The 23,018-nt window shown below is 58.8% G+C and carries 25 protein-coding genes and 1 pseudogene; 13 read left to right on the forward strand and 13 right to left on the reverse strand.

Annotated features, from left to right (window positions below; all coding sequences use genetic code 11):
* Positions 1–5: 5 nt before the first annotated feature.
* Positions 6–971, reverse strand: coding sequence for an AAA family ATPase (locus BN4314_RS02885; RefSeq protein WP_068539682.1), 966 nt, complete (start codon positions 969–971; stop codon positions 6–8).
* 376 nt (positions 972–1,347) lie between these two features.
* On the opposite strand from BN4314_RS02885, the pseudogene BN4314_RS08400 reads away from it, so the two are divergent.
* The 5 genes and pseudogenes from BN4314_RS08400 to BN4314_RS02905 form a co-directional block, all read left to right on the forward strand.
* Positions 1,348–1,482, forward strand: a pseudogene (locus tag BN4314_RS08400) (hypothetical protein); the annotation flags it as partial.
* Complete coding sequence (locus BN4314_RS08155) at positions 1,431–1,844, forward strand: RNA polymerase sigma factor (RefSeq protein WP_408634885.1); 414 nt, start codon at positions 1,431–1,433, stop codon at positions 1,842–1,844. The pseudogene BN4314_RS08400 and the gene BN4314_RS08155, both read left to right, overlap by 52 nt.
* The gene (locus tag BN4314_RS02895; RefSeq protein ID WP_082911149.1) at positions 1,837–2,637 is read left to right on the forward strand and encodes a hypothetical protein; all 801 of its coding nucleotides are present in this window, start codon (positions 1,837–1,839) and stop codon (positions 2,635–2,637) included. The genes BN4314_RS08155 and BN4314_RS02895 overlap by 8 nt, the downstream gene beginning before the upstream one ends.
* A gap of 14 nt (positions 2,638–2,651) precedes the next feature.
* Positions 2,652–3,527: an ABC transporter ATP-binding protein gene (locus BN4314_RS02900; RefSeq protein WP_068539686.1), complete on the forward strand. Its 876-nt coding sequence runs from the start codon at positions 2,652–2,654 to the stop codon at positions 3,525–3,527.
* A 9-nt stretch (positions 3,528–3,536) separates the two neighbouring features.
* Positions 3,537–4,760, forward strand: coding sequence for an ABC transporter permease family protein (locus tag BN4314_RS02905; protein ID WP_068539688.1), 1,224 nt, complete (start codon positions 3,537–3,539; stop codon positions 4,758–4,760).
* A 230-nt stretch (positions 4,761–4,990) separates the two neighbouring features.
* On the opposite strand, the gene BN4314_RS02910 is transcribed toward BN4314_RS02905, so the two are convergent.
* Positions 4,991–5,701 (reverse strand): ABC-2 transporter permease, encoded by a 711-nt coding sequence (locus BN4314_RS02910; protein ID WP_068539690.1) that lies wholly within the window; start codon positions 5,699–5,701, stop codon positions 4,991–4,993.
* Between the two features lie 271 nt (positions 5,702–5,972).
* Positions 5,973–6,245 (reverse strand): hypothetical protein, encoded by a 273-nt coding sequence (locus tag BN4314_RS08160; protein ID WP_068539694.1) that lies wholly within the window; start codon positions 6,243–6,245, stop codon positions 5,973–5,975.
* Between the two features lie 193 nt (positions 6,246–6,438).
* Here BN4314_RS08160 and BN4314_RS02925 point away from each other — a divergent pair, with 193 nt between their 5' ends.
* Entirely contained in the window at positions 6,439–6,639 is a 201-nt protein-coding gene (locus BN4314_RS02925) for a helix-turn-helix transcriptional regulator (protein WP_231294252.1), read from the forward strand.
* 14 nt (positions 6,640–6,653) lie between these two features.
* Positions 6,654–7,175, forward strand: coding sequence for a hypothetical protein (locus tag BN4314_RS02930; protein ID WP_068539699.1), 522 nt, complete (start codon positions 6,654–6,656; stop codon positions 7,173–7,175).
* Between the two features lie 1,057 nt (positions 7,176–8,232).
* Here the strand turns inward: BN4314_RS02930 and BN4314_RS02935 are convergent.
* The 4 genes from BN4314_RS02935 to BN4314_RS02950 all read right to left on the reverse strand — a co-directional run bounded on the left by BN4314_RS02935 (position 8,233) and on the right by BN4314_RS02950 (position 13,986).
* The gene (locus tag BN4314_RS02935; RefSeq protein ID WP_068539701.1) at positions 8,233–9,198 is read right to left on the reverse strand and encodes a CPBP family intramembrane glutamic endopeptidase; all 966 of its coding nucleotides are present in this window, start codon (positions 9,196–9,198) and stop codon (positions 8,233–8,235) included.
* Positions 9,191–10,303, reverse strand: a complete 1,113-nt coding sequence (locus BN4314_RS02940) for a helix-turn-helix domain-containing protein (protein ID WP_068539703.1) — start codon at positions 10,301–10,303, stop codon at positions 9,191–9,193. Before BN4314_RS02940 ends, BN4314_RS02935 begins: the two co-directional genes overlap by 8 nt.
* 1,048 nt (positions 10,304–11,351) lie before the next feature.
* Positions 11,352–12,128 carry an alpha/beta fold hydrolase gene (locus BN4314_RS02945; RefSeq protein ID WP_068539705.1) on the reverse strand — a complete coding sequence of 259 codons (777 nt, stop codon included), beginning with the start codon at positions 12,126–12,128 and terminating at the stop codon, positions 11,352–11,354.
* Positions 12,129–12,498: 370 nt separating this feature from the next.
* A complete protein-coding gene (locus BN4314_RS02950) occupies positions 12,499–13,986 on the reverse strand; it encodes an ATP-binding cassette domain-containing protein (RefSeq protein ID WP_068540782.1) in 1,488 nt (495 codons plus the stop codon).
* Between the two features lie 425 nt (positions 13,987–14,411).
* Here BN4314_RS02950 and BN4314_RS08165 point away from each other — a divergent pair, with 425 nt between their 5' ends.
* Entirely contained in the window at positions 14,412–14,969 is a 558-nt protein-coding gene (locus tag BN4314_RS08165) for a prealbumin-like fold domain-containing protein (protein ID WP_068539707.1), read from the forward strand.
* Between the two features lie 465 nt (positions 14,970–15,434).
* On the opposite strand, the gene BN4314_RS08065 is transcribed toward BN4314_RS08165, so the two are convergent.
* Together BN4314_RS08065 and BN4314_RS08405 are read right to left on the reverse strand one after the other, a co-directional pair.
* The gene (locus tag BN4314_RS08065) at positions 15,435–15,602 is read right to left on the reverse strand and encodes a hypothetical protein (RefSeq protein ID WP_157089939.1); all 168 of its coding nucleotides are present in this window, start codon (positions 15,600–15,602) and stop codon (positions 15,435–15,437) included.
* 84 nt (positions 15,603–15,686) lie between these two features.
* Positions 15,687–16,013, reverse strand: a complete 327-nt coding sequence (locus BN4314_RS08405; protein WP_068539709.1) for a CPBP family intramembrane glutamic endopeptidase — start codon at positions 16,011–16,013, stop codon at positions 15,687–15,689.
* Positions 16,014–16,755: 742 nt separating this feature from the next.
* Between BN4314_RS08405 and BN4314_RS02965 the strand changes: the two genes are divergently transcribed.
* The 5 genes from BN4314_RS02965 to BN4314_RS02985 all read left to right on the forward strand — a co-directional run bounded on the left by BN4314_RS02965 (position 16,756) and on the right by BN4314_RS02985 (position 20,435).
* A complete protein-coding gene (locus BN4314_RS02965; RefSeq protein ID WP_068539711.1) occupies positions 16,756–17,130 on the forward strand; it encodes a GntR family transcriptional regulator in 375 nt (124 codons plus the stop codon).
* A 2-nt stretch (positions 17,131–17,132) separates the two neighbouring features.
* Positions 17,133–17,987: an ABC transporter ATP-binding protein gene (locus BN4314_RS02970; RefSeq protein ID WP_068539713.1), complete on the forward strand. Its 855-nt coding sequence runs from the start codon at positions 17,133–17,135 to the stop codon at positions 17,985–17,987.
* Positions 17,984–18,613: an ABC-2 transporter permease gene (locus tag BN4314_RS02975; protein ID WP_068539715.1), complete on the forward strand. Its 630-nt coding sequence runs from the start codon at positions 17,984–17,986 to the stop codon at positions 18,611–18,613. The genes BN4314_RS02970 and BN4314_RS02975 overlap by 4 nt, the downstream gene beginning before the upstream one ends.
* Positions 18,614–18,819: 206 nt before the next feature.
* Complete coding sequence (locus BN4314_RS02980) at positions 18,820–19,296, forward strand: hypothetical protein (protein WP_068539716.1); 477 nt, start codon at positions 18,820–18,822, stop codon at positions 19,294–19,296.
* Complete coding sequence (locus BN4314_RS02985; protein WP_068539718.1) at positions 19,293–20,435, forward strand: DEAD/DEAH box helicase; 1,143 nt, start codon at positions 19,293–19,295, stop codon at positions 20,433–20,435. Before BN4314_RS02980 ends, BN4314_RS02985 begins: the two co-directional genes overlap by 4 nt.
* A gap of 39 nt (positions 20,436–20,474) precedes the next feature.
* Here the strand turns inward: BN4314_RS02985 and BN4314_RS02990 are convergent, their stop codons facing one another.
* The 4 genes from BN4314_RS02990 to BN4314_RS08070 all read right to left on the reverse strand — a co-directional run bounded on the left by BN4314_RS02990 (position 20,475) and on the right by BN4314_RS08070 (position 22,743).
* On the reverse strand, positions 20,475–20,825 hold the full coding sequence (locus BN4314_RS02990) for a YraN family protein (protein ID WP_068539720.1): 351 nt from the start codon (positions 20,823–20,825) through the stop codon (positions 20,475–20,477).
* A 365-nt stretch (positions 20,826–21,190) separates the two neighbouring features.
* Positions 21,191–21,559, reverse strand: a complete 369-nt coding sequence (locus BN4314_RS02995; RefSeq protein WP_068539722.1) for a plasmid mobilization protein — start codon at positions 21,557–21,559, stop codon at positions 21,191–21,193.
* A complete protein-coding gene (locus BN4314_RS03000; RefSeq protein ID WP_068539724.1) occupies positions 21,559–21,789 on the reverse strand; it encodes a tyrosine-type recombinase/integrase in 231 nt (76 codons plus the stop codon). Before BN4314_RS03000 ends, BN4314_RS02995 begins: the two co-directional genes overlap by 1 nt.
* Positions 21,790–22,575: 786 nt before the next feature.
* Positions 22,576–22,743, reverse strand: a complete 168-nt coding sequence (locus tag BN4314_RS08070; protein WP_157966984.1) for a hypothetical protein — start codon at positions 22,741–22,743, stop codon at positions 22,576–22,578.
* Positions 22,744–23,018: the final 275 nt, after the last annotated feature.

A 23,018-nucleotide genomic window follows, 5' to 3' on the forward strand; every position in this document is an offset into this window, starting at 1 on the left:
TCCGCTTAGCCGACCTTATCCTCGCAGTCGTATATGGACAACCTATCCTCGCAGAGCCGTTGGAAAAGCTCGTCGCACAGCGGGGAGTCAGTCAATAAGGATTCTTTTACCGCATCTTCACAAAGGCGCGTGATGTCTGCCTGGCAAAGCTGCGAGAGCTTGGCGGCCGTCTCGTCGGTAAGGGAAAGCGCCGGGTCATAGGCACCCGTACGGTTCGCCACGATGCGCTTAACCTCTCTGGTTGTCGGAAGTTCGTAATGCATAACGTCGTCGAAGCGTCGAAAGAGCGCCTGGTCGAGCATTTTCCTGTTGTTCGTAGCGGCGATGATTATGCTCTCAGAGGTATCCACCTCGATGAACTGCAGAAACGAGTTCAATATGCGGCGCATCTCGCCAACCTCGTTGTCTCTGCTGCGATCGGCCCCGATGGCGTCGAACTCGTCGAACAGGTAGACGGCGCGATTGCTGGCAATGGCTTCGAAAATCTGGCGAAGCCGGGAGCTAGTCTCGCCAAGGTACTTCGTGATGAGCTTATCAGTCTGTACGATGAACAGGGGCATGCCGAGATCGGCGGCGATCACCGAAGCCGTCATAGTCTTGCCCGTGCCCGGGTCCCCCTCGAGCAGGAGCTTGCGACGGCAGCTTAGGCCGAACGAAGCGAGCCTCTTCCTTTGGCGATACTCGTCTAGCATGCGGTCGATCTTCTCGGCGATTTCTGGCGAGACAACCAAATCGTCCAGTCGAACCTCCGGGAATGAGACAAGGAACAGATTGTCCTTATTCGCAAGACTAATGACATTGCCTTTTGCACGAGTGGATGCATCGACCATGGCAGTGATTTCCCTACCCAAAGTGGTGTGGCCAACGCGTGTTTCTGATGCGGCTATGCGCAATGCCGCAGTCTTGAAACGTTCGTTATCTTGGTCGTAATGTGCTTTAATAAGGGCTTTTATCTGGTCGCCGGTTGCCATGGGACACCTCCTCTCGAATCTTAAAAATTCTACCGACCATCATAGCAACGCGGAAGAGACTTCTCTGCCGAATTTGATAATTGACCGCAAACAACTTGTTTTTTTCATTCGGTTATGACGTAACAAGACTTAGCGTGATCCAGCATCCCGTCAGGCTTTGCATGCACGCCTCCAACAAGCACATCCCTGCTTGTCCGTCCAAGAGACGCGACTCCTTGAGAATAGATGAAGCCCGAGGACGCCATGAGCCCCACCAATCGAGCCCGGCTCACAGCACCCATGGGAAAATGCGGGAGAATGCTCGATATTAAAATCGTGAAAGGCCGCACATTTCGGGCTGCTTTCACGTTGTAGTGGGTAGAGGAGGTGATTTGGCTTGCCTAGACGGGAAACCGGCGGCCTGGATACTAACCGGGCACGCGAGATTGCCGAGGAGTGCTACGACGACGTACTGGCGTACTGCAGGCGCCACGCGCCCGCCGGGCACGAGGCGCCCGACCTCGCGCAGGAGACGTTCCTGCGCGAGGTCGGGCCAAAGGGTACCGCGAGCGCGGCAAGCCCATCGCCTATCTCATGCGGATAGCGAGAAGCGTGTGCGTCGACGCCAGCCGCAAGAGGCGGCTGGAGACGGTGAGCCTCGAATTCGAGGTCGCTGCCAGCGAGCGCGACGGGCGCGAGGCTGATCTCGACCTCGCGTTGGAGCGGTTGCCGGGTGAGCTGCGCGAGATTGTGGAACTGCGGTTTTTCCTGGGCCTCGGGTTAAGCGAAGTCGCCCAGGCCCTCGGGATAAGCCGTTTCGCAGCGCGCAGGCGGATAAAAGCGGCGCTGAAGGTGCTCGAAGAGGACTTGAAGGAGGGTGGTCTTGATGGGTAAGGCGGAGCGAGCAAGGCTCAAAATCGAGCTCTCCCAGCACTATTCCGCCCAACGGGAGAAGGCGGGATCGAACACTATCGATTCACTCGCGCGGGCCATGGCCGCCGAGGACGCGCGGATGCGCAAAGTCCGGGGTCACAGGATGGGGTTCGCCCCGTTCGTCGCGTCCCAGGTGCGCTACGTCCCTTCATGGACCTGGATCGCGCAGCTGGGAATCGTCGCGCTCATGCTCGCCGCGGCGAGCAGCGCCGCGGACGCGAGCCTCGCGAAGCTCGTCGTCGGCGTCCTCTCCGCCGCAACCGTGCTCGTCGGCGTGCCCAGCGTGCATGCGAGCAAGCTGCACGGCGTGGCCGAGCTTGAGTACTCGTGCCCCAACAACGCGGCGAGCGTGATGGTGGCGCACCTGATCGTTCTGGGCTGCTCGTCGTCGCTGGTGGTCGCCCTCATGGTTGGCGCAGTCGCGTCCTCTCTGGACGTCGACGCGCTCTCGGTAGCGCTTTGCGCCTGCCCGCCGTTCTTTTGCTCCTGCGCCGGATCGCTAGCGCTGATTAGGAGGGCGGCGCCCTCTTCTGCCGCAGTGCTCTGCTGGGCATGGGCGGCCGCGTGCTGCGCCGTGCTCATGACCCTTGCGAGCATGTGGCCGGACATGTACGGGACGGCCTCTCTCGCCTCGTGGATCGCCGCGGCCGCCATGGCGCTCGCATGGCTCGTGCGCGAGGTCGCGATGCTCGTACACGCGGCCTCTGTGGGGCTGGACGCGTTCTCACCGCATATGGCGAAAACCTACCACTAGATAAGGATTGCAGTATGGAACTCACATTGGATCGGCTGACCAAGCAGTTCGGGGCGAGGATAGCCGTAGACCGCGTGTCGGCCACGCTTTCCCCGGGTGTGACGGGGCTTCTGGGCGCGAACGGCGCGGGCAAGACCACGCTCATGCGCATGGTCTGCGACGTGATGCGCCCCACCAGCGGGCAGGTTCTGCTCGATGGGCGCGATGCCCTGTCGATGGGCGACGAGTATCGGGCGCTGCTCGGCTACCTCCCGCAGGATTTCGGCTACTACCCCGACTTCTCGGCGCTCGAGTTCATGCGCTACATGGCCACGCTCAAGGGCTTCCCCAGCCGAGACGGCCGCGCCCGCAGCGTGCAGCTGCTCGATGAGGTCGGGCTTGCCGACGACGCGCGGCGCAAGGTGAAGACCTTCTCCGGCGGCATGAAGCAGCGCCTCGGAATCGCCCAGGCCATGCTCAACGACCCCGCCATCCTGGTGCTCGACGAGCCCACGGCCGGCCTCGACCCCAAGGAGCGCGTGCGCTTCCGCAACCTCATCGCCAGCTTCGCCCAAAACAAGATCGTGATACTTTCCACCCACATCGTCAGCGACGTGGAGTTCATTGCCAGCCGCATTCTCGTGATGCGCGAGGGCGGCTTCATCATGGACGGCACGCCCGAGCAGGTGATTTCGCAGGCCGCGGGCAAGGTGTGGGAATGCCATGTGGAGGCGCATCTTGCCGAGGAGATGTCGGCGCGCATGTCCGTGGCCAACGTGCACTATGCCGCAGACGGGCACGCGGTGGTGCGCGTGGTGGCGGACGCCTCGCCCATAGAGGGGGCGCGGGCGGTCGAGCCCACGTTGGAAGACCTGTACCTGCTCGCGTTCCGCGACGCGGGCATCCGTTAGGAGAACACAATGGGAGAGCTCATCAAGTTCGAACTTAGAAAGATACTCGGCAACCGTGCGGGTATGGTGGCGTGCCTGGTCGCGCTCGCCCTGCTGACAGGCATGGCCTTTATGAACCTGGCGACCACAACCACGCGCGACCATGCAACAGGCGCCGTCGTGGAGGGACTCGCCGGCCAGCAGGCATACCGCAACAACGAGGAGTCGCATGCCGGCGTGCTCGACGATGCCCGAATCGCGAAAGATGCAGCTGTCCTCGATCGCGCCAACGAGCTCGCAGAGGGGACCCCCGGCTATTACGACCTGTCGAACGACGCGATAATCGCCCAGTACGGTCTCGAGTTCTGGCAGCAGACGAGGGCCGTCGCCTCCGACAACTACTACAACGAGATTGTGGGTACGCTCGATAGCGCAAGCCCGCGCGCGACGAGCCTGCGAGAGGGCTCGCTTGCGAGGATAGACACCACGCTGTCCGACGGCTTCGAGCACTATTTCCCCTACAGCGATGCCGAGGCATCCTATTGGCACGGCATGTTCGACCAGATTCAGTGGCCGGTTGAATTCGGCTACGCCGGCGCATGGAAGAACGCCTTGGATTGGGCGAGCTCCCTTGCTTTCGCGATTGTGGCGCTGTGCATCGCCCTCTCGGGCGTGTACGCGGGAGAGTACCAGAACCGCACCGCCGCTGTGGCGCTGCCGACGAGACGCGGGAAGAGGGCTCTTCCCGCCGCCAAGGCCATCGCGGCGCTAGCGTTCGCCACGGCATACTGGTGTCTTTGCTTGGCGGTCGTCGTGGGGATCAACGTGGCAGTGTGCGGCGCTGGAGGGTGGGATCTGCCGACGCAGGTGGTCTTTGGATTCGACAACCCGTACCCGCTCACAGTCGGGCAGGCCATGCTCGCCGTCTACGGCCTCGGCTATCTCATCGCGATCGGCATGGCGGCGCTCACGCTGCTCCTGTCTTCGAAGATGCGCTCCACGATGCCGGTGGCCATGATTCCGATGGCGGTGGCCTTCCTCGGGATGTTCGCCCTCTTCATCCCTCCGCTCGCGAAGCTTGGGGCCCTCACGCCCATGGCGGGGATGAGCTTCGCATTCAGCCGCATGGTCAGCTTCGCGGCGGGGACGGCGGTAATCGATCTTCCTACTGCGTTGGCGATACTCTACGCAGTCCTCCTAGTGGCTTGCACACCGCTTGCGATGCGCGCTTTCGCAAGGCATCAGGTAGCCTAGAGAAGGGGGAAGGGCGGGTGCCTACGTACCCGCCTGCTGCGCATACGCATCCGAGAACCGGCGAAGCGGCAGCTCTGATGATATGTAGATTGTTTTGCCAGGCGGCAAAGGGCCGTGCCGCAGTAAAGCCCATCCTCTCGTTAAGAATTCGCTATCGCAGAAGGAAGAGAGGCGCCATAGGCGAATCTGGAGCCGCGCGGGGCCTCACGGATGGAAACGAGTCGGTTCGGCTACAGCTTTCGCGCCTCGTAGAGCCTTGCCGCGATTGCGGCAGAAGCCGCGTAGAGGGCGATGGAGGCCGCAGCGCTGGCGACAGCGAGCATAGTCGGCCTGTTGGGGTCCGCAAAGATACCATCGAGGAATTGGGCGACGAACCGCGTTCCGTTCGAGCCAATCGCTGCAGACGCAAGTATCACGACCAATGCGATAAGCATGGGGATAAAGCGCACTGCCTTCGTCATGCCGGGCTGCATTGTGAGCGGCAAGGTAACCGCGAGTGTCACGGTTATGAAGAGCAGGCCCATCGAGGCGGAGAGCGTGTAGGCTCCCGGATCGATTCCTTCGCCGAGCGTGCGCACGCCGTTAACGTCATAGCCCATCGCCATGAAGGCGCTTGCGAGCACCATGGCGGCGAGCGACGCGACTAGCCCCACGACGAGGCCGACAACCACTGCTATGGCGAGACTCGCGTAGCGTCCGTACACCACGTTTGCTCGGGAGATCGGCATCGCGAGGCGGTAGCGTTCCCAGCCGTTGCGCTCATCGAGCGCAAGGACGGTGATTGCGCAGGTCCCGCCCACCGTTACGCTGATGAGCGGCGAAACGATATAGGGGTTTTCCATCACGAACGCGAGCAGGATGCCGAGCGCGAGGCCGACGACTGACTGCTGAGCCAGGTAATTGCGCATGATGATGAGGTCGGAAAGAGTCATCGTCTTCATCGGATTTCTCCCTTCAACACGAGGTTCATGTAGCCGTCTATGTCGGCACGGTCAAGCGCGATTCTGGGGAACCGTTCCCCGAACGCGAACCGATCGGGAACGAGAATCACCGTACTGTACGGCTGCCTGATGAAACGCATCTCGCCAGAAGCGAAGAACGAGCTTTTCGCGACGGAATCGAACTCCGCCGCATGACATTGTGCGACGCCCGCCACGTCGGTAATGACGTCCTTTATGACAGAAAACGCGGTACGGCCCGCTTCGATGCAGACTATGTAGTCAGCAATCTTCTCGAGGTCGCTTGTGATGTGGCCGACATGAGAATGCCGCGCGAGAGGTCAGAGACTTTCTTGTCCTCCGGCAGGTCGAACTCGCCCAGGCACCGCTTGAAGGCCGCCTGGTCCCATCGTCCGTAAGCTGACCGCATGAGCGAGTCGGCAGCAGCTACTGTTATCTCTTTGGGCAGCGCGCAAGTGTCGAACACCACGCCGATGCGCTGCTTGGTCGCCGCTTCGCGCGGGGCTGTGGTTCCGAAGAGCCTCACCTTCCCTCCGTGTGATCGGATGAGGCCAAGAACGGCTTTAAAGCCGAGGCCGGGGAAGCAGGCGCGACTCACCGCCCATGCGGCGATGCGGGGCGTTTCGTGTCATATATATTTGACATTAAGAGAAATGTCGTGGATACTTGTCATGTCGGATATATTTGACATTTACCATTGCTTTGCGGAGGAGAAGAGCGTGATTCAGAAACGAAACGAAAGGATGCGCGCCGCGCGCAAGGAGGCGGGACTGTCGCAGGCCGAGCTTGCCAAGGACGTCGGCGCAACCCGCCAGACCATCTGCAGCATCGAGGCCAGCAACTACAATCCCAGCCTCAATCTCTGCAAGCTCATCTGCAAGAAGCTCGGCAAGACGCTTGACGAGCTGTTCTGGGACTAGCCGAAAGGGGCATCATGAAAGACATCATCACATCTCAGAGCGAGGGGAAGGACGAGCGCATGTCGTCGGTCCTCGCCCCAATCTACCGGGCCGGCTTCTACATCCTGGCCGGCGGGGTGCTGTTCGACGTCTCCTCTCGCTTCAACTACCTAGCCAGGACGGGCGGAGGCTCCCTCGGGGAGTCGGTCGAGGTCGCAGCCCTGGTCGCCGCACTCGCCCTCGTCGCGCTGGCCAAGGAGAGAAGCGGTGCCGTCAGCGACTCTCTCCGCGTTCTGGAGGCCAAGACCTTCGGCGGGACGGGCCTCGTCTGGAAGGGCGCGGGCGTTTCCCTGCTGATAGGGGTCGCGGCGGCACTCGGAAGGCTGTCCAGCGAGGTCGGTCTCGGCGGCTGGGCCTCCGTGATGTGGCTCAATGACGTCGCCATCTTCGTCATCGTGTCCGCGCTGTCGGCGGCAGCGGTGCTGGGATACCTCTACTGCTGCTGGCGCAGCTACCGGTCGAGGGAGGACCGGCTTGCCGGGGAGGACGACGCCTAGGCCGGCCGAGCCGGGCACGCGGCCGGCTCCCGGGCTCCCAGAAGGCCGCCCGGGCCCTGGAGGCGTGGAAGCGCATGCACGCCGGCTCTCCGCCGGGGAGATCTCCGAGGAGGACTACGGGGGCCTGGAAGGCCCGTTTCAGGGGCTGAGGGCGCACAGATAAAGCTGTCGGAGGCGCGCGGGCACCTCTTCTTCTTTCCGCCGAAATCGTCACTTTCCGGCAACTACTGCGATTCCAAAGCGTCCCATAAACGTTCGGAGTAGGGTTCTGGGACGCGTGGAGAGAGTGACTCCAGGGTCTTCGGATGCCGTCAGAACCCGCCGGAAACGCGTTCGAACCCGGTTTTCGGGAGGTTTGTCACTCTTAGCTCCTACCTGCACATACGCGGAATCGGAGCGCCGAGAGGCGGGGTGACTACACGGTGACTACACGCAGGGTCCCAAGATGGCGCCGTGACCGAAAAACGCGATGGAATCATTCCGTTGGTATTGGCACGTTTTCGGGACAAGTCCCGTATCGCGCCAACTAATCTCATCCTGTGTGGGCATTGAACAGGTGTGAAGAGTATTTTCGCAGTTCAAATGGGGTAAGAGAAAAGCCGAAATCGTCTGATTTCGGGGCCGGTCGACAAATTCCACTCATCGAAAGTTCCGGTGGCTTTGTCCTATTCCCACCACTAGATGCTAACCACCGCCACTAGACGGGAGGCTTGCAACTAGATGGAACAAAAGCCCAGGTCACTCCCATTCGATCGTCGATATCCAAACATCCTGAACTCAGCACGCACTCTGACCTGTGCATGAATTTACTCCCGGCAGCTCGAAATCGTTCCACAACAAAACTCAACTGGAACTCATCACTGAGTTCCACTACAGCACGCGAAAGCGCTGGGATGGTAGCAGTTTGCTGGGGAGCAAATCCCTGACCTGCGGGAATGTGGGAAGGTGTGCGCAACTGAGCTCACATCGGCATCGAGACTTCCTCATACATCTTGGCTTTGCCCGGGCGCAAACGGCCTGAACGCGCAAAACAGCGTCTGGGTCAATGCGGCCCGGTTCACGTAAGTCGGTTCGCGGCAGGCCCGTCCTGACTTTCTGCCCCCGTCGTTTTCAGCCAGCAGGCCACGCCCAGGATGAACAGCGGGATGCCTGCGACGTACCCGTAGGTGGATGGCCCTGCCAGGGCCTGCCCGCCCGCGCAGAACATGAGGCCGATGTTGGCCGTGGCGTTGAACGCCCCATGCGCCAGGGCGCATGGCCAGACGCTCCCCGCGCGCGTTCTCAGCAAGCTCAGGAAGGAGCCCATTGCAGTGCAGGTCGCGACCATCACGAGGACCCCCGTCCACGGGAAGCCGGCGTAGCCCATCCCGAAGTGATGGCCCATGGCGATAATCGGGGCATGCCATATCCCCCATGCGAGGCCGGACGCGAGGACGGCGGCTCGCGGGGGCATGAGCTCGCAAAGCGAGGGGAAGAGCAGGCCGCGCCAGCCGGCCTCCTCCCCGAAGGCCGGCAGCATGTTGACGAACGGAGCGACCGTGAGGGAGAAAATGACTGAAACGGCGATGATGGACGTCTCTGTGCCGACAGCCGTTCCACCAGTATCTTGCGCGGCAGCAGACATGGACTGCAAGAACCTTTGCAGCATCGGGTCGAACAGATCGGGAAACGTCGCAAAGAATACGAGGAGGCCCAGCGAGGCAACCGCCGCCGGAACGAGCCACGCGGCCAGGTACGCGCGCAGGTTCCCCTTCACGCGTGGACGAAGGCGCAGGTCGGTCCCGCCCCCGGAACCGCAGCACCGATTGGCTGCGAGTGCCCCGACGAGGGGGAAGAACATGCTGACGGTGATGGGCAGGACCACCGCAGGCGCGCCGAGCTCGCCCACGGAGAAGGAGTCGAGCGCCAATCCCGCTGCGATGACGAGACCCCAGGTGAGCGCGAAGGTGACGAGCAGGAACACGGCGACCCGCCTCTTCGCGACCGCCCTGCGGAAGGAGGCTTCTCGCTTGGCGCTACCCATGTGCGACCTCCTCCAGGCTCGCCACGATACGCTTGAAGCGCGAGTCGCCGGATAGAGAAGCGAACGCCGGATTCGCGGCAACCCCCTCCAGCAGGCTCGCCCTCACCCTCTTCTCGTCGCGCGGCATGTCGGCCCCGACGGCGCTCGCGCGCTCGAACCAATCGCCCAGCTTGTCGAAGAAGGCGTCCCCGTGGAACGCCCCGTCGAACCTCATGGCTCGACACGAGCGCACGTAGTCCTCGAGGCAGCCGATGGCCCCGTCTGCGTCGCCTGCGACGCTGAAGGCGGCTGCGAAGGAGAGGTGCACCGACGCCACGTTTTCGAACACCTTTTCGAAGCCGAACGAGTCGATGATATGGAGCGCGCGCACGTGGGCGCTTTCGAGCCTGTCCGGTTCCGAGGCGTGAAGCATCGCTAGGTCGGCTAGCCGGCTCAGGCTCAAAACGAGCGCCTGGTAGAGCATCGACTGCAGTGCCGTGTCGGCCTCTTCCGTCATCCCGAGCGCGGAGTAGGCACTGGCAAGGATGATGTCTGCGCCCATGTCGGGTGAGACGGAGTCCTTAAGAAGCTCCGCCGCCTCCTTCGCCCCTCCCTTCATCAGCAGCAAGATCGCCTCGACCGACTCGGCCTGCCTTACGCAGCCCAAGCCCTTGGCGCCTCGGCGCACTCGGGCGCACAGGCCGACGGCCTCCTCGATGAGGGGGCCGCGCGCGTCAGGGCCGGCGAGGTCGACGTGGTTCGCGTAGAGCGTCGCTATCTGCAAGAGCAGTGGGTAGCAGGAGAAGTAGTCGCGCGCGAGGGCCCGGCACATGTCGTGCGCCCGGTCAAACGGACCTTCGGCGAAGGCCGCGCGCAGGCGGGCGCATTCCATGCGGATTGCCCGGTCGCTCATCTGCGGCCTGTATCCCACGAGCTCGTCTATGCTGATGCCGAAGTACGTTGCGATGCGCGGCAGCAGCGCTATGTCGGGATAGCTCTGCCCGGTCTCCCACTTGGAGACCGACGCCTTCGTGACCTTGAGGAACGCTGCCAGCTCCTCCTGCGTCAGCCCGCGCTCCCTGCGGTTGCGCGCGATGTTGCTCCCGATGGGGATTTCGTTATCCATGGGCGCCCTTTCTCAAGTCTATCAATCTCTTAAAAGGTTAAGGGGTCGGCTTCGGATGGGCAATCGAGCCTTCGCCTATTTTGATTGATTTAATCAACCGGAGGTTGATTCGTCCTGGACTGAGTCGCACGATTCCTCGGGGATCCACGCGATGCCGCCGACTGGCGGCGCGCGCGTCCGATCGAAACCCGTTCCCCGCGGGTTCCTTCTGCCTTTCCAACTGCCACTGCGCCTGATTCTCCGGCAGCCATGCAGACGCGGGCGCTTCTTGGAGTGAAACGACTGTTTTAGAGAAGCGGACCTTACAGTGGCTTAGCGTGGCCTAGGGTCCCGCGCCGCGTTGCAGGGTCCGGGCAAAGGCCAACCGAGAGGTGAGACGCATGGCAGACGAGATTTTCAAACTGGAGCGGGCCCCTGTGCGGTCGTCTGCAAGGGGCCCTGGCCCCAATAGGAAACCAACCGAATCTAACGCTGCTGTGCGCCGGTATTGCGGCGCCACTTCGACATTGCTCGCAAGGGAGTTTTGCGGCGAGCAAGCGAAGGGGCGACTCGGCAACAACAACAGCTAAACAAACCAAGCCGCACGTTCCTCTAAAGGACTACGTTCCTCTTGATGCTATCGGCCCTGCTTCGGTACGCTTGCATCCGAGCCAGTTCCACTGCAGAGCGGGAATACGAGAATCTCGAGGCGTAAAAGGACGCGCCCTGGAGCGATCCAGGGCGCGTTTTCGTTCATCCAGTTCGTCAAGTCACGACAACGCGTCATGCGTCTCCCGTCGCGAGCTACGGGCAAAAAAATAGGGCAGGACCGCTTTCGCAACCCCGCCCCGCAAAACCCTAAGGTTTTTAGCTGGATACATTATGGACCGCTCAGATCCATCTGTCAAACACCCAGTTCAAGAAGGCCAGGGCGGAACGGAAATAGTCCAATCGGGCATACCAGCCCGAGTGTACCGGCAAGTAATTACGCCAATCGTTTATCGAGCTATCATTTATGCAGATAAACCTTGACTCGTTCGATAACTCTATAGTTCAACTTACTGTCAAGTCAAACGCAGTTTTCCAAAAACGGATTAACCAAATCCATCCACTCTAAAGGCAGGTAAGCAGACAGATATCCGTGGTTGTACCCTTTAGCTTCATGGAGGATGCAATCAGGATGCATTTTTTGAAACAGCCTGGCCGATTCCTTGACGCAGCCCATTTCCCTTTCACCATAGATATATAAAACCTGCGCTTTGCTTTCTGTGATAGCGTCTTTGAGCCTGTACTCTCCCATATATGTTCGATACATCGTCACTAGTGTTTTGATAGGAAGCTTTGGCATATCTTCCATATAGTAGTTTTCTATTTCTGCGGGATAAGCCATGTTGGGATACATTTTCTTCATTAGGCTTAACTGAATCCTGCTAGCCGATCTGCTAAACATAAGCTTCCCGAATAGCTTTACAGTGATTGCACTGATTCGTGCCAGTTTGGGCTGAGGAATGCAGATGCTCCCATCGATTATTGCTTTTTGGGCTATACCGCTATCCAGCGATAATAACTCGATTGCAATTTGACCGCCCAGGGAAACGCCGCCTACAGCAAACAGTTTCCCGTCACAATTGCTTTTTACATAGCCCATGATCTGCTGTGCGGAATCCTCGGTTGAAATATAATCTTTTTGATATTCTTCTCCATGGCCATCAAGCGTTGGCAAGATTACATGGTATGCATCCGAGAGCATACGGGCTTGCCGGAGGTAGTTCCACCAGGAATTACCCCCACCGTGTATCAACAGTATATGGGGGAGATTTTTATCGCCGAATTCATGAAATATCATATTTCAGCACCCTCGCAAATTTGAATTTATCGAACAAACAGAATGGTAATAGATAGCGGTAGATGGAACGCTCTGTAAAAGTCTAGTTCAGAAGCTCTTTCATTCCCGCTTAACCGCCAGTATTCGAGATTGAATGAACTCAACGTACATGCTGGACTGTGTGTATGTTTATTCTCGGCAGCGTGAAACCATCTCAAAGCTAGAGCTCAGCTGGAACTCGGCACTGAATTCCAGTTTGGCATGCAACAGTGGAGAATGGACCCAGATCGTTGAAAAACAAGTGGTTTGAGCTGCAAAGGCGTGCATGCTTTTCATGTAGCTGAGTTCAGGCTGAGTCAATATTACAAGAACAGCTGCAATGTAAGGGTGTCTATCCCACTACGAGCTCATAGCCACCCCCCAAAGGCCTTGTCCGCCAGACCACGTTTGTGGCCGCCTTCACCATGGCTGCGTCGTGGGAAACCAAGAGAAGCGCGCCGGGATAGACGGCCAGCACGCGCTCCAGAGCCTCAATGGATCCTATGTCGAGGTGGTTAGTGGACTCGTCCATGATGACGAGCTGAGGGCGTTCGACAATCCCGAGGGCCAGCATGAGCTTGCGCATCTCCCCCGGACTAACGGCATCTCCCTCGAGCATGCGGTTCGGATCGGAGTTAAGCTGCGCCACAACGGAGAGGACACGACCGCGCTGGCTAGCCGAAAGATCGTGCAATACGCTCAAGGCAGCCCGCTCCAGGGCCCGATTGGGCTCCTGGGGGATGTAGAGAAATCTCGTCGTTTCGGCAAGGCCCTCCACGATTCGCCTGACAAGGGTCGTCTTGCCGGAACCGTTGTCTCCAACGAGCCCGATATGATCGGTGTTTCCGATGTGCAGAGCGGGAACGACCAGGGAGGCGTCACCAAGGGGAATGCTGCAGGACCCCATCCTGAAAAGGAGCTTGCGTCTGCTGGGCTCGGCATCGAGCCACACGTCCGCCTCGTAGCGCTTCTCGACCCGCATCGCCACAAGCCTCGCCTCCGCGTCCTCCAGCCTTCCGACCATACGTGACGAGAGCCTGCCCGCCTGCCCGTCCTTACCGGTCACCACCGCAACACGCACCCTGCGACGCGCGTCCGCATCGTGCTTGTCTATGCCCCTGAGGCTCCTCTTGCCAGCGGCACGCGACGCCTCCTCACGACGACGCCTAACTTCCCGCTCGATGCGGGCCTTCTCCTTGCGGGCCTCGTCGCGCGCGTGGACGGCGCCCGAGCGCTCCAGGACCGCCTGCGAGGATGCCCGCGAGTATCCGCCTGGCCTCATGACGACGGCACCCCTCGAGACGAACAGACACTGCGCGCAGAGGGCGTCGAGCAGCTCCCGGTCGTGCGAGACGAGGAGGCCAATCCCATCGAAGCGCGACAGCGCATCGGATATGGCGCGGCGGGTCGACGCATCGACGTGGTTGGTGGGCTCGTCCATGGCAAGGACGTCCGGAGCAGCCCACAGGGCGCAGGCCACCTGCAGTCGCTTCTGCTGCCCGCCCGAGAGCGTGGCATAGCGCCAGGGCCAGTCGTCCTCGATGGCGAGCTCGCGACGGAGCCTCACGGCTAGGCCGTCATGGGCAAGTGCGAAATCGACCACGTTGTCCGGCGGCTCCTTCGCATCTTGGGTGCAGTAGGCGGAGAAGAGGGATGGCGAGACCGTGCCAGCGTCGGGCCGCAAAAGCCCACAAGCCATCAGCGCCAACGTGGTTTTGCCCCCGCCGTTGTCACCGACGATGCCGGTCCACCCACGGGGAAACGTAGCGGTCACGGCGCGTAGGGCGGGCTCTGCCGTCGACGGATAGGTGTATTCGATGTTGGAGAGGTTGAGCTGCATATTGCCTCCGATCCTGCGGAAGGCCATGGGGGGCAGCTCTGCGCTTTGCCAGTTTGAGTATGTGGCTTTAGAACGATGCTCGAACATGCGATGCTGCACCCGCAGGCATGGCCACCAGCGATGTCGCTTGGCTTTCGGGTGGATATGGCCATCGCTAGTTCTTCATGCACCAGGACCTTTCTCGTGCCGACGCTTGCCAAAGGCACCGGCGGATTGCTTGGAATCATTATAGTCACTCGGGCGACAGCGAACAATCGGGCAGATTGGCCCAATCCGGTCAAGTTGACAACAGAGTTTCGCCATTTGGGCCTTAGGTTGGCTTACCGTGGCTTAGTGCCGCGTACTGCGGTATCGCAGGCGAGGACAAGACCATCTACCACGCCTGGTACGAGGGGTCCGATACGGGCAACTGCCTCTTCGACCACATGTGGGGAATCCATGGCGGGCACAGCAAGACGTATGCGAGCTTCAAGGTCTACCGGGGCCTCGCCGAGGGCGGATACGGCACGCTCGACAAGTCGTCCGGCGATGTCAAGGTGACCAAGGGCAACTCCCAGTACTCGCTGGCTGGCGCCATGTACGGCGTATACAAGGACGGCTCTCTCGTAACCAAGCTCGAGACGGTCGCAAGCGGGCACGGAACCACCGCAGACAAGCTCCCGAACGGTACGTACACCGTAAAGGAAATCTCCGCACCAGCGGGCTACGAGCTTTCTGACGAGGCGTTCACCATCACCGTCAAGGGCGCACTCATTTACGACACCTACACCATTGAAGAGCAGCGATGCGATTCCAACGCAGACAGGGACCTAATCCCAACCTTCGACGTCACTGTCTACAAGGACTCTATAAAGATCGAACTCGGAACGCTCGTGAACTCCGAAGGGCCCAAGATCGGCACTACCGCAACCGGTGCGGATGACGATGATCACGAGGCTGTCGCCGACGAGGATGTAATCGCACGATTCTCGACCCTCAATTGAGTTTTGGGAAGGTTTGTCACTCTTCGCTCTGAACGGGCGCAACGCGAATTTCCCCCTTCCCAAAAACCGGGTGACTACACGATGACTACATGGAAAGCGGTTGCGATACGAGGCGGCTAAAAAGCGCTATGGAAGCACTCCAACGATGTTTGATACACATTCGCAACGAGCAGATTCTTTCTCCTCTAATAGCAACGCTTACCGCGACATGAGCGGAACGAAGAATATAAATGCATGTCAACACCTATAAGAGAAGCTCTGAAATCGTTTGATTTCAGAGCTTCTGAGTTATTTCCACTCATCGAAAGTTCCGGTTGCTTTGTCCTATTCCTACCACTGGATGCTAACCACCGCCACTAGACGGGAGGTTTGCAGCTAGATGGAACAAAAGCCCAGGTCACTCCCATTCGATCGTCGATATCCAAACATCCTGAACTCAGCACGCACTCTGACCTGTGCATGAATTTACTCACGGCAGCTCGAAAGCGTTCCAAAAACGGAACTCGACCGGAACTCCTCACTGAGTTCCACTACAGCACGCGCAAGCGCTGGGATGGTCACAGATTGCCGGGAAGTAAATCCCTGTCCTGCGGGAATGTGAGAAGGTGCGCGCAACTGAGTCCACATCGGCATCGAGGCTTCCTTATACGTCTCTGCTTTGCCCGGGAGTAAACGACCTGAACGGGCAAAACGGCGTCTTGCTCAATGCAGTCCGGTTCACGTAAGTCGACCCGCGGCAGGCCCGTCCTGGCTTTCCACCCCCGTCGTTTTCAGCCAGCAGGCCACGCCCAGGATGAACAGCGGGATGCCTGCGACGTACCCGTAGGTGGATGGCCCTGCCAGGGCCTGCCCGCCCGCGCAGAACATGAGGCCGATGTTGGCCGTGGCGTTGAACGCCCCATGCGCCAGGGCACATGGCCAGACGCTCCCCGCACGCGTTCTCAGCAAGCTCAGGAATGAGCCCATTGCAGTGCAGGTCGCGACCATCACGAGGACCCCCGTCCACGGGAAGCCGGCGTAGCCCATCCCGAAGTGATGGCCCATGGCGATGATCGGGGCATGCCATATCCCCCATGCGAGGCCGGACGCGATTTAGCATCTCGGACAAACCAGTCGCATCCTGTGTAAGAAATGGAGATGACTAGGGAGTAAATGAGCAGGTCAATACGCAAAATGAAAGCCTCTGAAATCGATGATTTCAGAGGCTTCGCGGAAAATTTACTCACCAAACTGACCGGCAGTTTGCACCTTACCTGCTACTAGATGAGACCAGATGCCACTAGATGGGACAGATGATAAACTCCCAGTTCAGAGGCCTATCTATTCCCACTCGGTAGAAGAAAAACACAACACTATGAACTCAACGCGTACTCTAAACTGCGTTTATATTTACTCTCGGCAGCGTGAAATCGTCCCAAAATCGAGCTCACTTGGAACTCAGTGCTGAGTTCCACTTCGGCACGCGATAGCGAGAGGATGGTTGCAGGTTGTTAGGGAGTAAATACTTTGTCCGTAGAAACACTGTCTACCCGCATGCGATTGAGTTCGCAATCGTGGAGATGAAAGATCGCCATAATCAATTTGTACTGCCCATCGGGCGTAGGGCGCGGGTCGGAATCGTCTAGCGATGAGTTGCCGACACATCTCTGCATTCCGATGCCCTACAGAGTAGAGCTATCCGTTGGCATAGGCGGTCGTTTCCATCTCCCCACTCGACAACCAATATACGGTGTATTATACTGTATATGTATATACAGTACTGTACAGTACAGATGAGGTATTGCTTTTGGAAATCAGCATAAGCAACAAAGTGAGCCGACCTCTTTACGAACAAATTGCAACTCAGGTCAAGGCCCAGATCATGAGCGGCGACCTGCAGGCCGGCGAAGCGCTCCCCTCCATCCGCTCGTTGGCCAGGTCCCTGCGGATCAGCGTGCTGACGGTGCAGAAGGCCTACGACCTCCTTCAAGCAGACGGCTTCATCGAGACGACGGCAGGAAAGGGCTGCTACGTCTCCTCCCAGAACCAGGATTTCTACTTGGAGGAGCAGCAGAAGAAGATAGAAGGGCATTTCACAGAGGCGATCGAGGCCGCGCGCGCGAGCGGGATTCCCCTCGACAAGTTGATCGGGTTGCTGTCTTTGCTGTACGAGGAGGACTGACCATGAACGATGCTTTGACGATTTCGGGGCTTGCCAAAACGTTCGAAGATTTCGCGCTGGACGGAGTCTCGTTCAGCGTGCCGCGAGGCTCCATAGTCGGGTTGATCGGCGAAAACGGGGCCGGGAAGAGCACGACCATCAACGCCGTTTTGGGGTTGATCAAGAAAGAGGCGGGAGATGTCTCGGTTCTGGGGAAGAGCGAGCTGGACAACGACGTGAAGGAACGGATAGGCGTCGTGTTCGACGGCACCAATTACCCGGAAATCCTCTCCCCGAGAAAACTGAACCGAGTAATGAAGGGTATTTACAGCTCTTGGAACGAGCAGGCCTACATGGCCCTTTTGAAAAAGCTGTCCCTGCCGCTGGACAAGAGGATCGGCAAATTCTCGAAGGGAATGAAAACGAAGCTGGCAATTGCCGTCGCCCTGTCCCACGATTCGGAGCTTCTCATCTTGGACGAGGCGACGAGCGGGCTCGACCCCATCGTCCGAGACGACATCCTGGACATGCTGCTCGGATTCGTGCAGGACGAGAACCATTCCATATTGGTATCCTCCCACATCACCAGCGATTTGGAGAAGATAGCCGACTACATCGTGTTCATTCACGAAGGACAGGTGGCCTTCTCCAAGCCGAAAGACGAGCTGATGGAGCACTACGGCGTGATCGAATGCGGGACGGCGCAATTCAGAGCGCTGGATGAGGGCGATGTCGTTACGTACCGCGAGATGGACTTCGGGTGGCAGGTCTTGGTTTCGGACAGGGACAAGATTCGGAAGAAGTACCCGAAAGCGATGGTCGTGCCGACGACCATCGATGAAATCATGCTTCTCTACGTAAAGGGGGAAAGACGATGAGGGGGCTTCTGATCAAAGACCTGTACATTGCGAGGAGCAACATCCTCGTGACGATCGTGAGCCTGATCGCACTGGGATTCGGCCTTTCGTTTTTGCTGGAGCCCAGCATGCTTTTGATAGTGGCTCCCCCGTGCGCCACGACGGCGGTCTTCGTCAGCATAACAAGCGATGCGAGCTCGAAATGGAGCAAGAACATAATCACCATGCCGGTATCCAGGGACCAGATTATCGGGGAGAAGTTCATCTTGTATATCGTGCTCTCCCTGTTGGGTACGGTGGCGGCTCTCATTCCCTGCGGCGCGCTCGCTATTCTCGGCTTCGAGATGGAGGCGGGATCTTTGTGTCTGTACGGGTCCATGGGGATAAGCGCTTCTTTATTGGCTGGCGGCCTCAGCCTCCCATGCGCCTACCGCTTCGATCCCGACAAGTCTCAGGTCGTGTTCATGCTATCGTTTATGGCCTCGACGGCCATCATTTTCGCGCTTGTCGTGCTCATCAACCTGTTTATCCCCGTAAAGGAGAACGCTCTTCCAGCTTTTGGCGTCGTCCTTGCCGTATCCGTCGTCTTCTTCCTCGTGTCGAACAGGACCGCGGTGTGGATGTTTCGGCAGAAAGAGATCTTTTAGTTCGAGTCGCTTTGTCCAATGGTACAGCGCTCCTTGTCGGGTAGCGAGCAAAACACGTTAGCTGCGACGGCGTTTTCCGAGAGGGATCATGCTCTATGCGAAAAAGAACGCAGAGCATATAGCCGTATGCAGGTCATGCTGTTTGAGAGCCCGTTTATTCCTAGAAACAGACCCTTCGCTTCGACCTGGAAGGACCATCTGACGAGATGGTCTTCAAGTGGGCATACAACAAGCGACATGGACGCTACCCCGAAGCAGGCGCAATCGACGTCATGGAATACGGCACGCGCGGGAAACGAGCGTTGGAGCTTTCCAGCGCCATCGACCGTGGAAAAGTGGCGGTGCTGCGAGACAACGATAAAGCAGAGCCTGCCAACTGGCTTAAGGATGCGAGTGAGTTTACCAGCCCGGGCAAAAGGGAGATGTTCGTCGGATCGATTGAAGGCGGAGCGACGCTTGAACCTCAGATGGTCAAGGCAAACGAATCATGCATAACCTGCTTGGCTTCCGTGATAGGCTCCGATACTAATGATGCAGACTCCTTGGTTGAGTATATGACAGGACACAAAACCGATTGGGCTCTCAGGCTCCTGCGTGACGTCGATGGCACGGAGACGCTAAGCGCCCCCCGCTACATCGAAAATGCCATTGACTTCATTGCTTCGAATAAGAACAAGGCATGAGCGAGAATTCGGTCGTCATCGCCGTAGCGGGAGCCGGCAAGACGGAGTTTGTCGCGGAGCGGATTGCGAACGAGCCCAACCTTGATAGGACGATGCTCCTCACGTATCTGACCAGAAACCAAGTCGAAGGCTCAGCGCGCGTTGCCGAAAAAATCAGAATGAGCTCGGAATATCCCCGGGTCATGGGATGGTTCAGCTTTTTGCTCAACGAAATTGCGCGTCCCTACTCGAAGCTTTGCTGGCCCGAAATCGATGTCGGTACCTTGTGCACGCAAATCCCGAATAATTTCCAGTATCTGCAAGGCGACCTAAGATATTTCACCACAAGAGGCGATGTGTTCTCAGAGCGTTTAGCACTCGTGGCCGTCAAGGTAATCGACGGGAGCAAGGGAGCGGCGATTCGCCGCCTGGAATCCATCGTCGACGCAATCTATATCGACGAGGCGCAGGACTTACGGGGCAACGACCTCGTGGTACTCGAAAGGCTGATGCGCTCGAAAATCAGGGTTACAGTCGTTTGCGACCCGCGCCAATCCGTCATCAGCACATCACGATCGGACACAAAGTACAAGCAATATCGCAACGAGGGTATCGCTGACTTCTTCTTGGCTATGGAAAAGGCGGGCAATTGCAAGGTTCACTGGAAGAATGAGACGCATAGATTCATCCCACATATTGCCAAATTCTCGGATGCTGTCATTGCCTGCGCTCGTAAGTTTCCTCCTACGGTTTCAAACGTTGCACCCAATGGGTATTCCGGCTTGTATCTTATCGACAAGAAAGACATCGAAAAATACGCTTGGGCACATCATGCCACCGTGTTGAGAATTAACAAAACAGCGGGGAGCTTCGACGGGGTCGAAGTCGCCAATTTCGGTGAATGCAAGGGCATGACCAGGCGTGATATCGTGGTAATTGCGACAGAGCCGATAGAAAAGTTTTTAAATAAGGGAGAGCGATTCAAATCCTCCGAGTCCGCAAGAAAGTTTTATGTCGCCGTTACGCGCGCGCAGCAGTCGGTGGCCATGGCAGTCACAAATCCCATGAAGACCTATCAAAGCATGCTTTCGCCGAGCTCAGCCTGGCAGGAGTCCGGATTCCAGCTAGTGGACCAGACTTCTTCTGATAGGAACGGATAAAGACACCCCGGAAATCGAAGCTTCCGGGGCCGCTGGCGGCTAGAGCTCGCGGAGCGCGTTTTGATGGTGGCGGAGAAGGGCCCTGTCGTCGCCGAGGACCAGCATGCTCACAGCATCGAACCTGACCGCGCAATCGCCGGAGTCGAGGTGCTCGGCAAGGTAGGCTGCCGCCAGTCGCTCGAGGGAGCCGCGGTCGAGAACTTCCTCGGGGAACCCCTCGCCGCTGTTCCGACGGAGTTGGCAGCTTACGAAGACCAGGTCGTCTCCTTCGTTGGCGATGAAGTCGATGATGTCACCGCCGTGCGCCCAGCTCTCTTCGAGGATTTCGAAACCCCTGCGCTCGAGATAGCTCTTGATGCCCTTCATCGCTTTGGTGTTGACGGCTTCCATGGTTGACCTCCTATGGTTTCGGCCCGCCTCTGTGGCGAACCTTGTGGCTCGCATGCCGTCGGGGTTCCCGGAGGCTGCAAGGGGGGAAAGCAAAACCCTCAAGGGCTCGAGTTTTCAAGCGCGGGTCTCCGAAGAGCGCTCGAAAAGTTTTTGCGGCCCTTGTGGCCGCAGGGGTCCTCGACGAGCCTGCGAAAGTCCAAGGAGCAGCCCGGGGAGCGAGCCGGCGCTAAGGAGGTTAGGAAGCACGCTCAAGGCATGGGGCGCGACGGGCTGAAGGGGCAGGGGGTTCGCTCGAAGATCTGGGCAACGGGGCCTCGTGGCTCAATCGCAAAAAGCGAGCCCGTCATCACCATGCAAGCTGGGCGTCAGCGACGCTCCAGCCCAATGATGCCCTCGAACCTCTCCGCCACGACATCGGCGGTTTCCTCACCACGCAGCTCGGCGAGCTCGCGCACGAGTCGGGTGACGGTCTCCATGAGCTCGCCGCCGACCTCGCAGCCGGAGTGGATTCGCCTGAGCTCCCGGAGCACCTCGGCCATGCGGTCTCGCAAGGCCAGGAAGGTCCGCCTGTTCGGCACCACGGTGATGCCGTCCTCTCGCAGGCGGGCCATGATGAAGTCCTGCTTCGTCATCCCCGACTCCGCGACCACCTCGTCGAGCCATCTTGCCTGCGCCGGCGTCATGCGGAACGATACGGTGACGCTTTTCCTCCTTCGATCGTTGGGGCAGGGCATCAGTCCCTTCCTTCCTCGTCGAGCGCGCGTGCAATCTCCCCTTGCCTGTCCGGGAAGAGGTGCGCGTAGCGGAACGTGATGTCGGCGCTCTCGTGACCGAGCCGGTCGGCGATGGCCACGGCGGAGTAGCCCATGTCGATGAGGAGGGACACGTGGCTGTGGCGCAGGTCGTGGATGCGGATGCGCTTCACGCCGGAGGCTTTGCAGCCCCTGGTCATCTCGTGGTGCATGCGGTCGCATCCTGTGTACGAAATGGAGTTAACTAGGGAGTAAATGAGCAGTTCAACAAGCAAAAAAGAAGCCTCCGAAACCAATTGAACTGCCTCCCATTTCTTGGACACGAGAAATGGGAGGCAGTTCACGCGGGAACGGAGACTCGATTACCGTATTTATCCACCGCCGTCGCTGGTGGCTTTGCCGTGAGTCGCATACGAAACGAAACTCAGCGGCACAGTGCGGCACTCAAAAGTGCAGGTCAAAGCCCTATCGGATTATTCCCACTCGGTGGTTATAGTTTTGCCGTCTCGTCACTCCAGTTGCACCCAGTTTTCGGCGGCATCTCGAAGTGAGTGCCGCTGAATGACGCGACGTCGCGTTTCATCGGCTTCGGGGACAAAAGCTGGGACAACTTCAAAAACCATTTTCAAACTCAGAGTATTGAGTTTTTATTTTTGTCCCAAGGGGCACGGAGAGCCGCCTTTGGAGGCTCGATATCGCCGAAAAACGCCCGTTTTGAAACTCAACCGCCTTTGAGCCTGCAAACCACCAGCTTCAACAGTAAGTGAGTCGACGCGGGTGGCTTACGAGCCGTTCACAAAACCGCAGGCCACAGGTCTTTGTCAACGATAAGCAAAGTGAATAGTCTCAGGTGGCTTGCCCATGAGTTGGCGTAAGCCTGTTTAGCAAAAGGCTAATCGGACACGACAGGCCGCCCGCATGGCGACGGCGTTTCCCGTGCGGGCACAAACAGCCCTGCGTGCCCTGTCGCGCGATATCCCAATGCGACGTTCAGAACCCTACCCGCCAAGCAGCCACCTCGCGAAATTCAGCACGAGCACGCCCTCCCGGGTATGGGGCTCATGCCTCGTGCGAGTGATGAGAATCTTCGGGAATGCATCCCCGATGGATAGAATCGGCGCAATCTCCCTCTCGAGCGTCGAATCGGCGCCGATATCGTCGCTCACATACACTTTCCTTCCCGGTTTCGAAACTTGGAAGGCAGTATGCGCAAGGATGCGTCGAGGTGCGATCCCAGTCGTACCATGCCAGCAGAGATGTCGAGGCACATTCGTTCATGCTGCAATGCGGGCATCGGAGATGAAAAACAGCCCGTCGGGTAGTCATGGGCGTGCGGGAGCCCGCATCAGTAACCTGCCTCCTCGGTTGTCCCTTCTTTGCATGGTCGTCTACATAAAGGAGGAACCAGCCATGCAGATCAGCATGCTTGCCCTTCTTGGGT

It is taken from the genome of Olegusella massiliensis (assembly GCF_900078545.1).
Taxonomy (GTDB): domain Bacteria; phylum Actinomycetota; class Coriobacteriia; order Coriobacteriales; family Atopobiaceae; genus Olegusella; species Olegusella massiliensis.

What these genes read in the sequence shown, in the direction of transcription:
- BN4314_RS02885 (WP_068539682.1), bottom strand. Translation starts at nt 971, where the DNA reads ATGGCAACCGGCGACCAGATAAAAGCCCTTATTAAAGCACATTACGAC.
- BN4314_RS02895 (WP_082911149.1), top strand. Translation starts at nt 1,837, where the DNA reads ATGGGTAAGGCGGAGCGAGCAAGGCTCAAAATCGAGCTCTCCCAGCAC.
- BN4314_RS02900 (WP_068539686.1), top strand. Translation starts at nt 2,652, where the DNA reads ATGGAACTCACATTGGATCGGCTGACCAAGCAGTTCGGGGCGAGGATA.
- BN4314_RS02905 (WP_068539688.1), top strand. Translation starts at nt 3,537, where the DNA reads ATGGGAGAGCTCATCAAGTTCGAACTTAGAAAGATACTCGGCAACCGT.
- BN4314_RS02910 (WP_068539690.1), bottom strand. Translation starts at nt 5,701, where the DNA reads ATGAAGACGATGACTCTTTCCGACCTCATCATCATGCGCAATTACCTG.
- BN4314_RS02930 (WP_068539699.1), top strand. Translation starts at nt 6,654, where the DNA reads ATGAAAGACATCATCACATCTCAGAGCGAGGGGAAGGACGAGCGCATG.
- BN4314_RS02935 (WP_068539701.1), bottom strand. Translation starts at nt 9,198, where the DNA reads ATGGGTAGCGCCAAGCGAGAAGCCTCCTTCCGCAGGGCGGTCGCGAAG.
- BN4314_RS02940 (WP_068539703.1), bottom strand. Translation starts at nt 10,303, where the DNA reads ATGGATAACGAAATCCCCATCGGGAGCAACATCGCGCGCAACCGCAGG.
- BN4314_RS02945 (WP_068539705.1), bottom strand. Translation starts at nt 12,128, where the DNA reads ATGATATTTCATGAATTCGGCGATAAAAATCTCCCCCATATACTGTTG.
- BN4314_RS02950 (WP_068540782.1), bottom strand. Translation starts at nt 13,986, where the DNA reads ATGCAGCTCAACCTCTCCAACATCGAATACACCTATCCGTCGACGGCA.
- BN4314_RS08165 (WP_068539707.1), top strand. Translation starts at nt 14,412, where the DNA reads ATGTGGGGAATCCATGGCGGGCACAGCAAGACGTATGCGAGCTTCAAG.
- BN4314_RS08065 (WP_157089939.1), bottom strand. Translation starts at nt 15,602, where the DNA reads ATGCCGATGTGGACTCAGTTGCGCGCACCTTCTCACATTCCCGCAGGA.
- BN4314_RS08405 (WP_068539709.1), bottom strand. Translation starts at nt 16,013, where the DNA reads ATGGGCCATCACTTCGGGATGGGCTACGCCGGCTTCCCGTGGACGGGG.
- BN4314_RS02970 (WP_068539713.1), top strand. Translation starts at nt 17,133, where the DNA reads ATGAACGATGCTTTGACGATTTCGGGGCTTGCCAAAACGTTCGAAGAT.
- BN4314_RS02975 (WP_068539715.1), top strand. Translation starts at nt 17,984, where the DNA reads ATGAGGGGGCTTCTGATCAAAGACCTGTACATTGCGAGGAGCAACATC.
- BN4314_RS02980 (WP_068539716.1), top strand. Translation starts at nt 18,820, where the DNA reads ATGGTCTTCAAGTGGGCATACAACAAGCGACATGGACGCTACCCCGAA.
- BN4314_RS02985 (WP_068539718.1), top strand. Translation starts at nt 19,293, where the DNA reads ATGAGCGAGAATTCGGTCGTCATCGCCGTAGCGGGAGCCGGCAAGACG.
- BN4314_RS02990 (WP_068539720.1), bottom strand. Translation starts at nt 20,825, where the DNA reads ATGGAAGCCGTCAACACCAAAGCGATGAAGGGCATCAAGAGCTATCTC.
- BN4314_RS02995 (WP_068539722.1), bottom strand. Translation starts at nt 21,559, where the DNA reads ATGCCCTGCCCCAACGATCGAAGGAGGAAAAGCGTCACCGTATCGTTC.
- BN4314_RS03000 (WP_068539724.1), bottom strand. Translation starts at nt 21,789, where the DNA reads ATGCACCACGAGATGACCAGGGGCTGCAAAGCCTCCGGCGTGAAGCGC.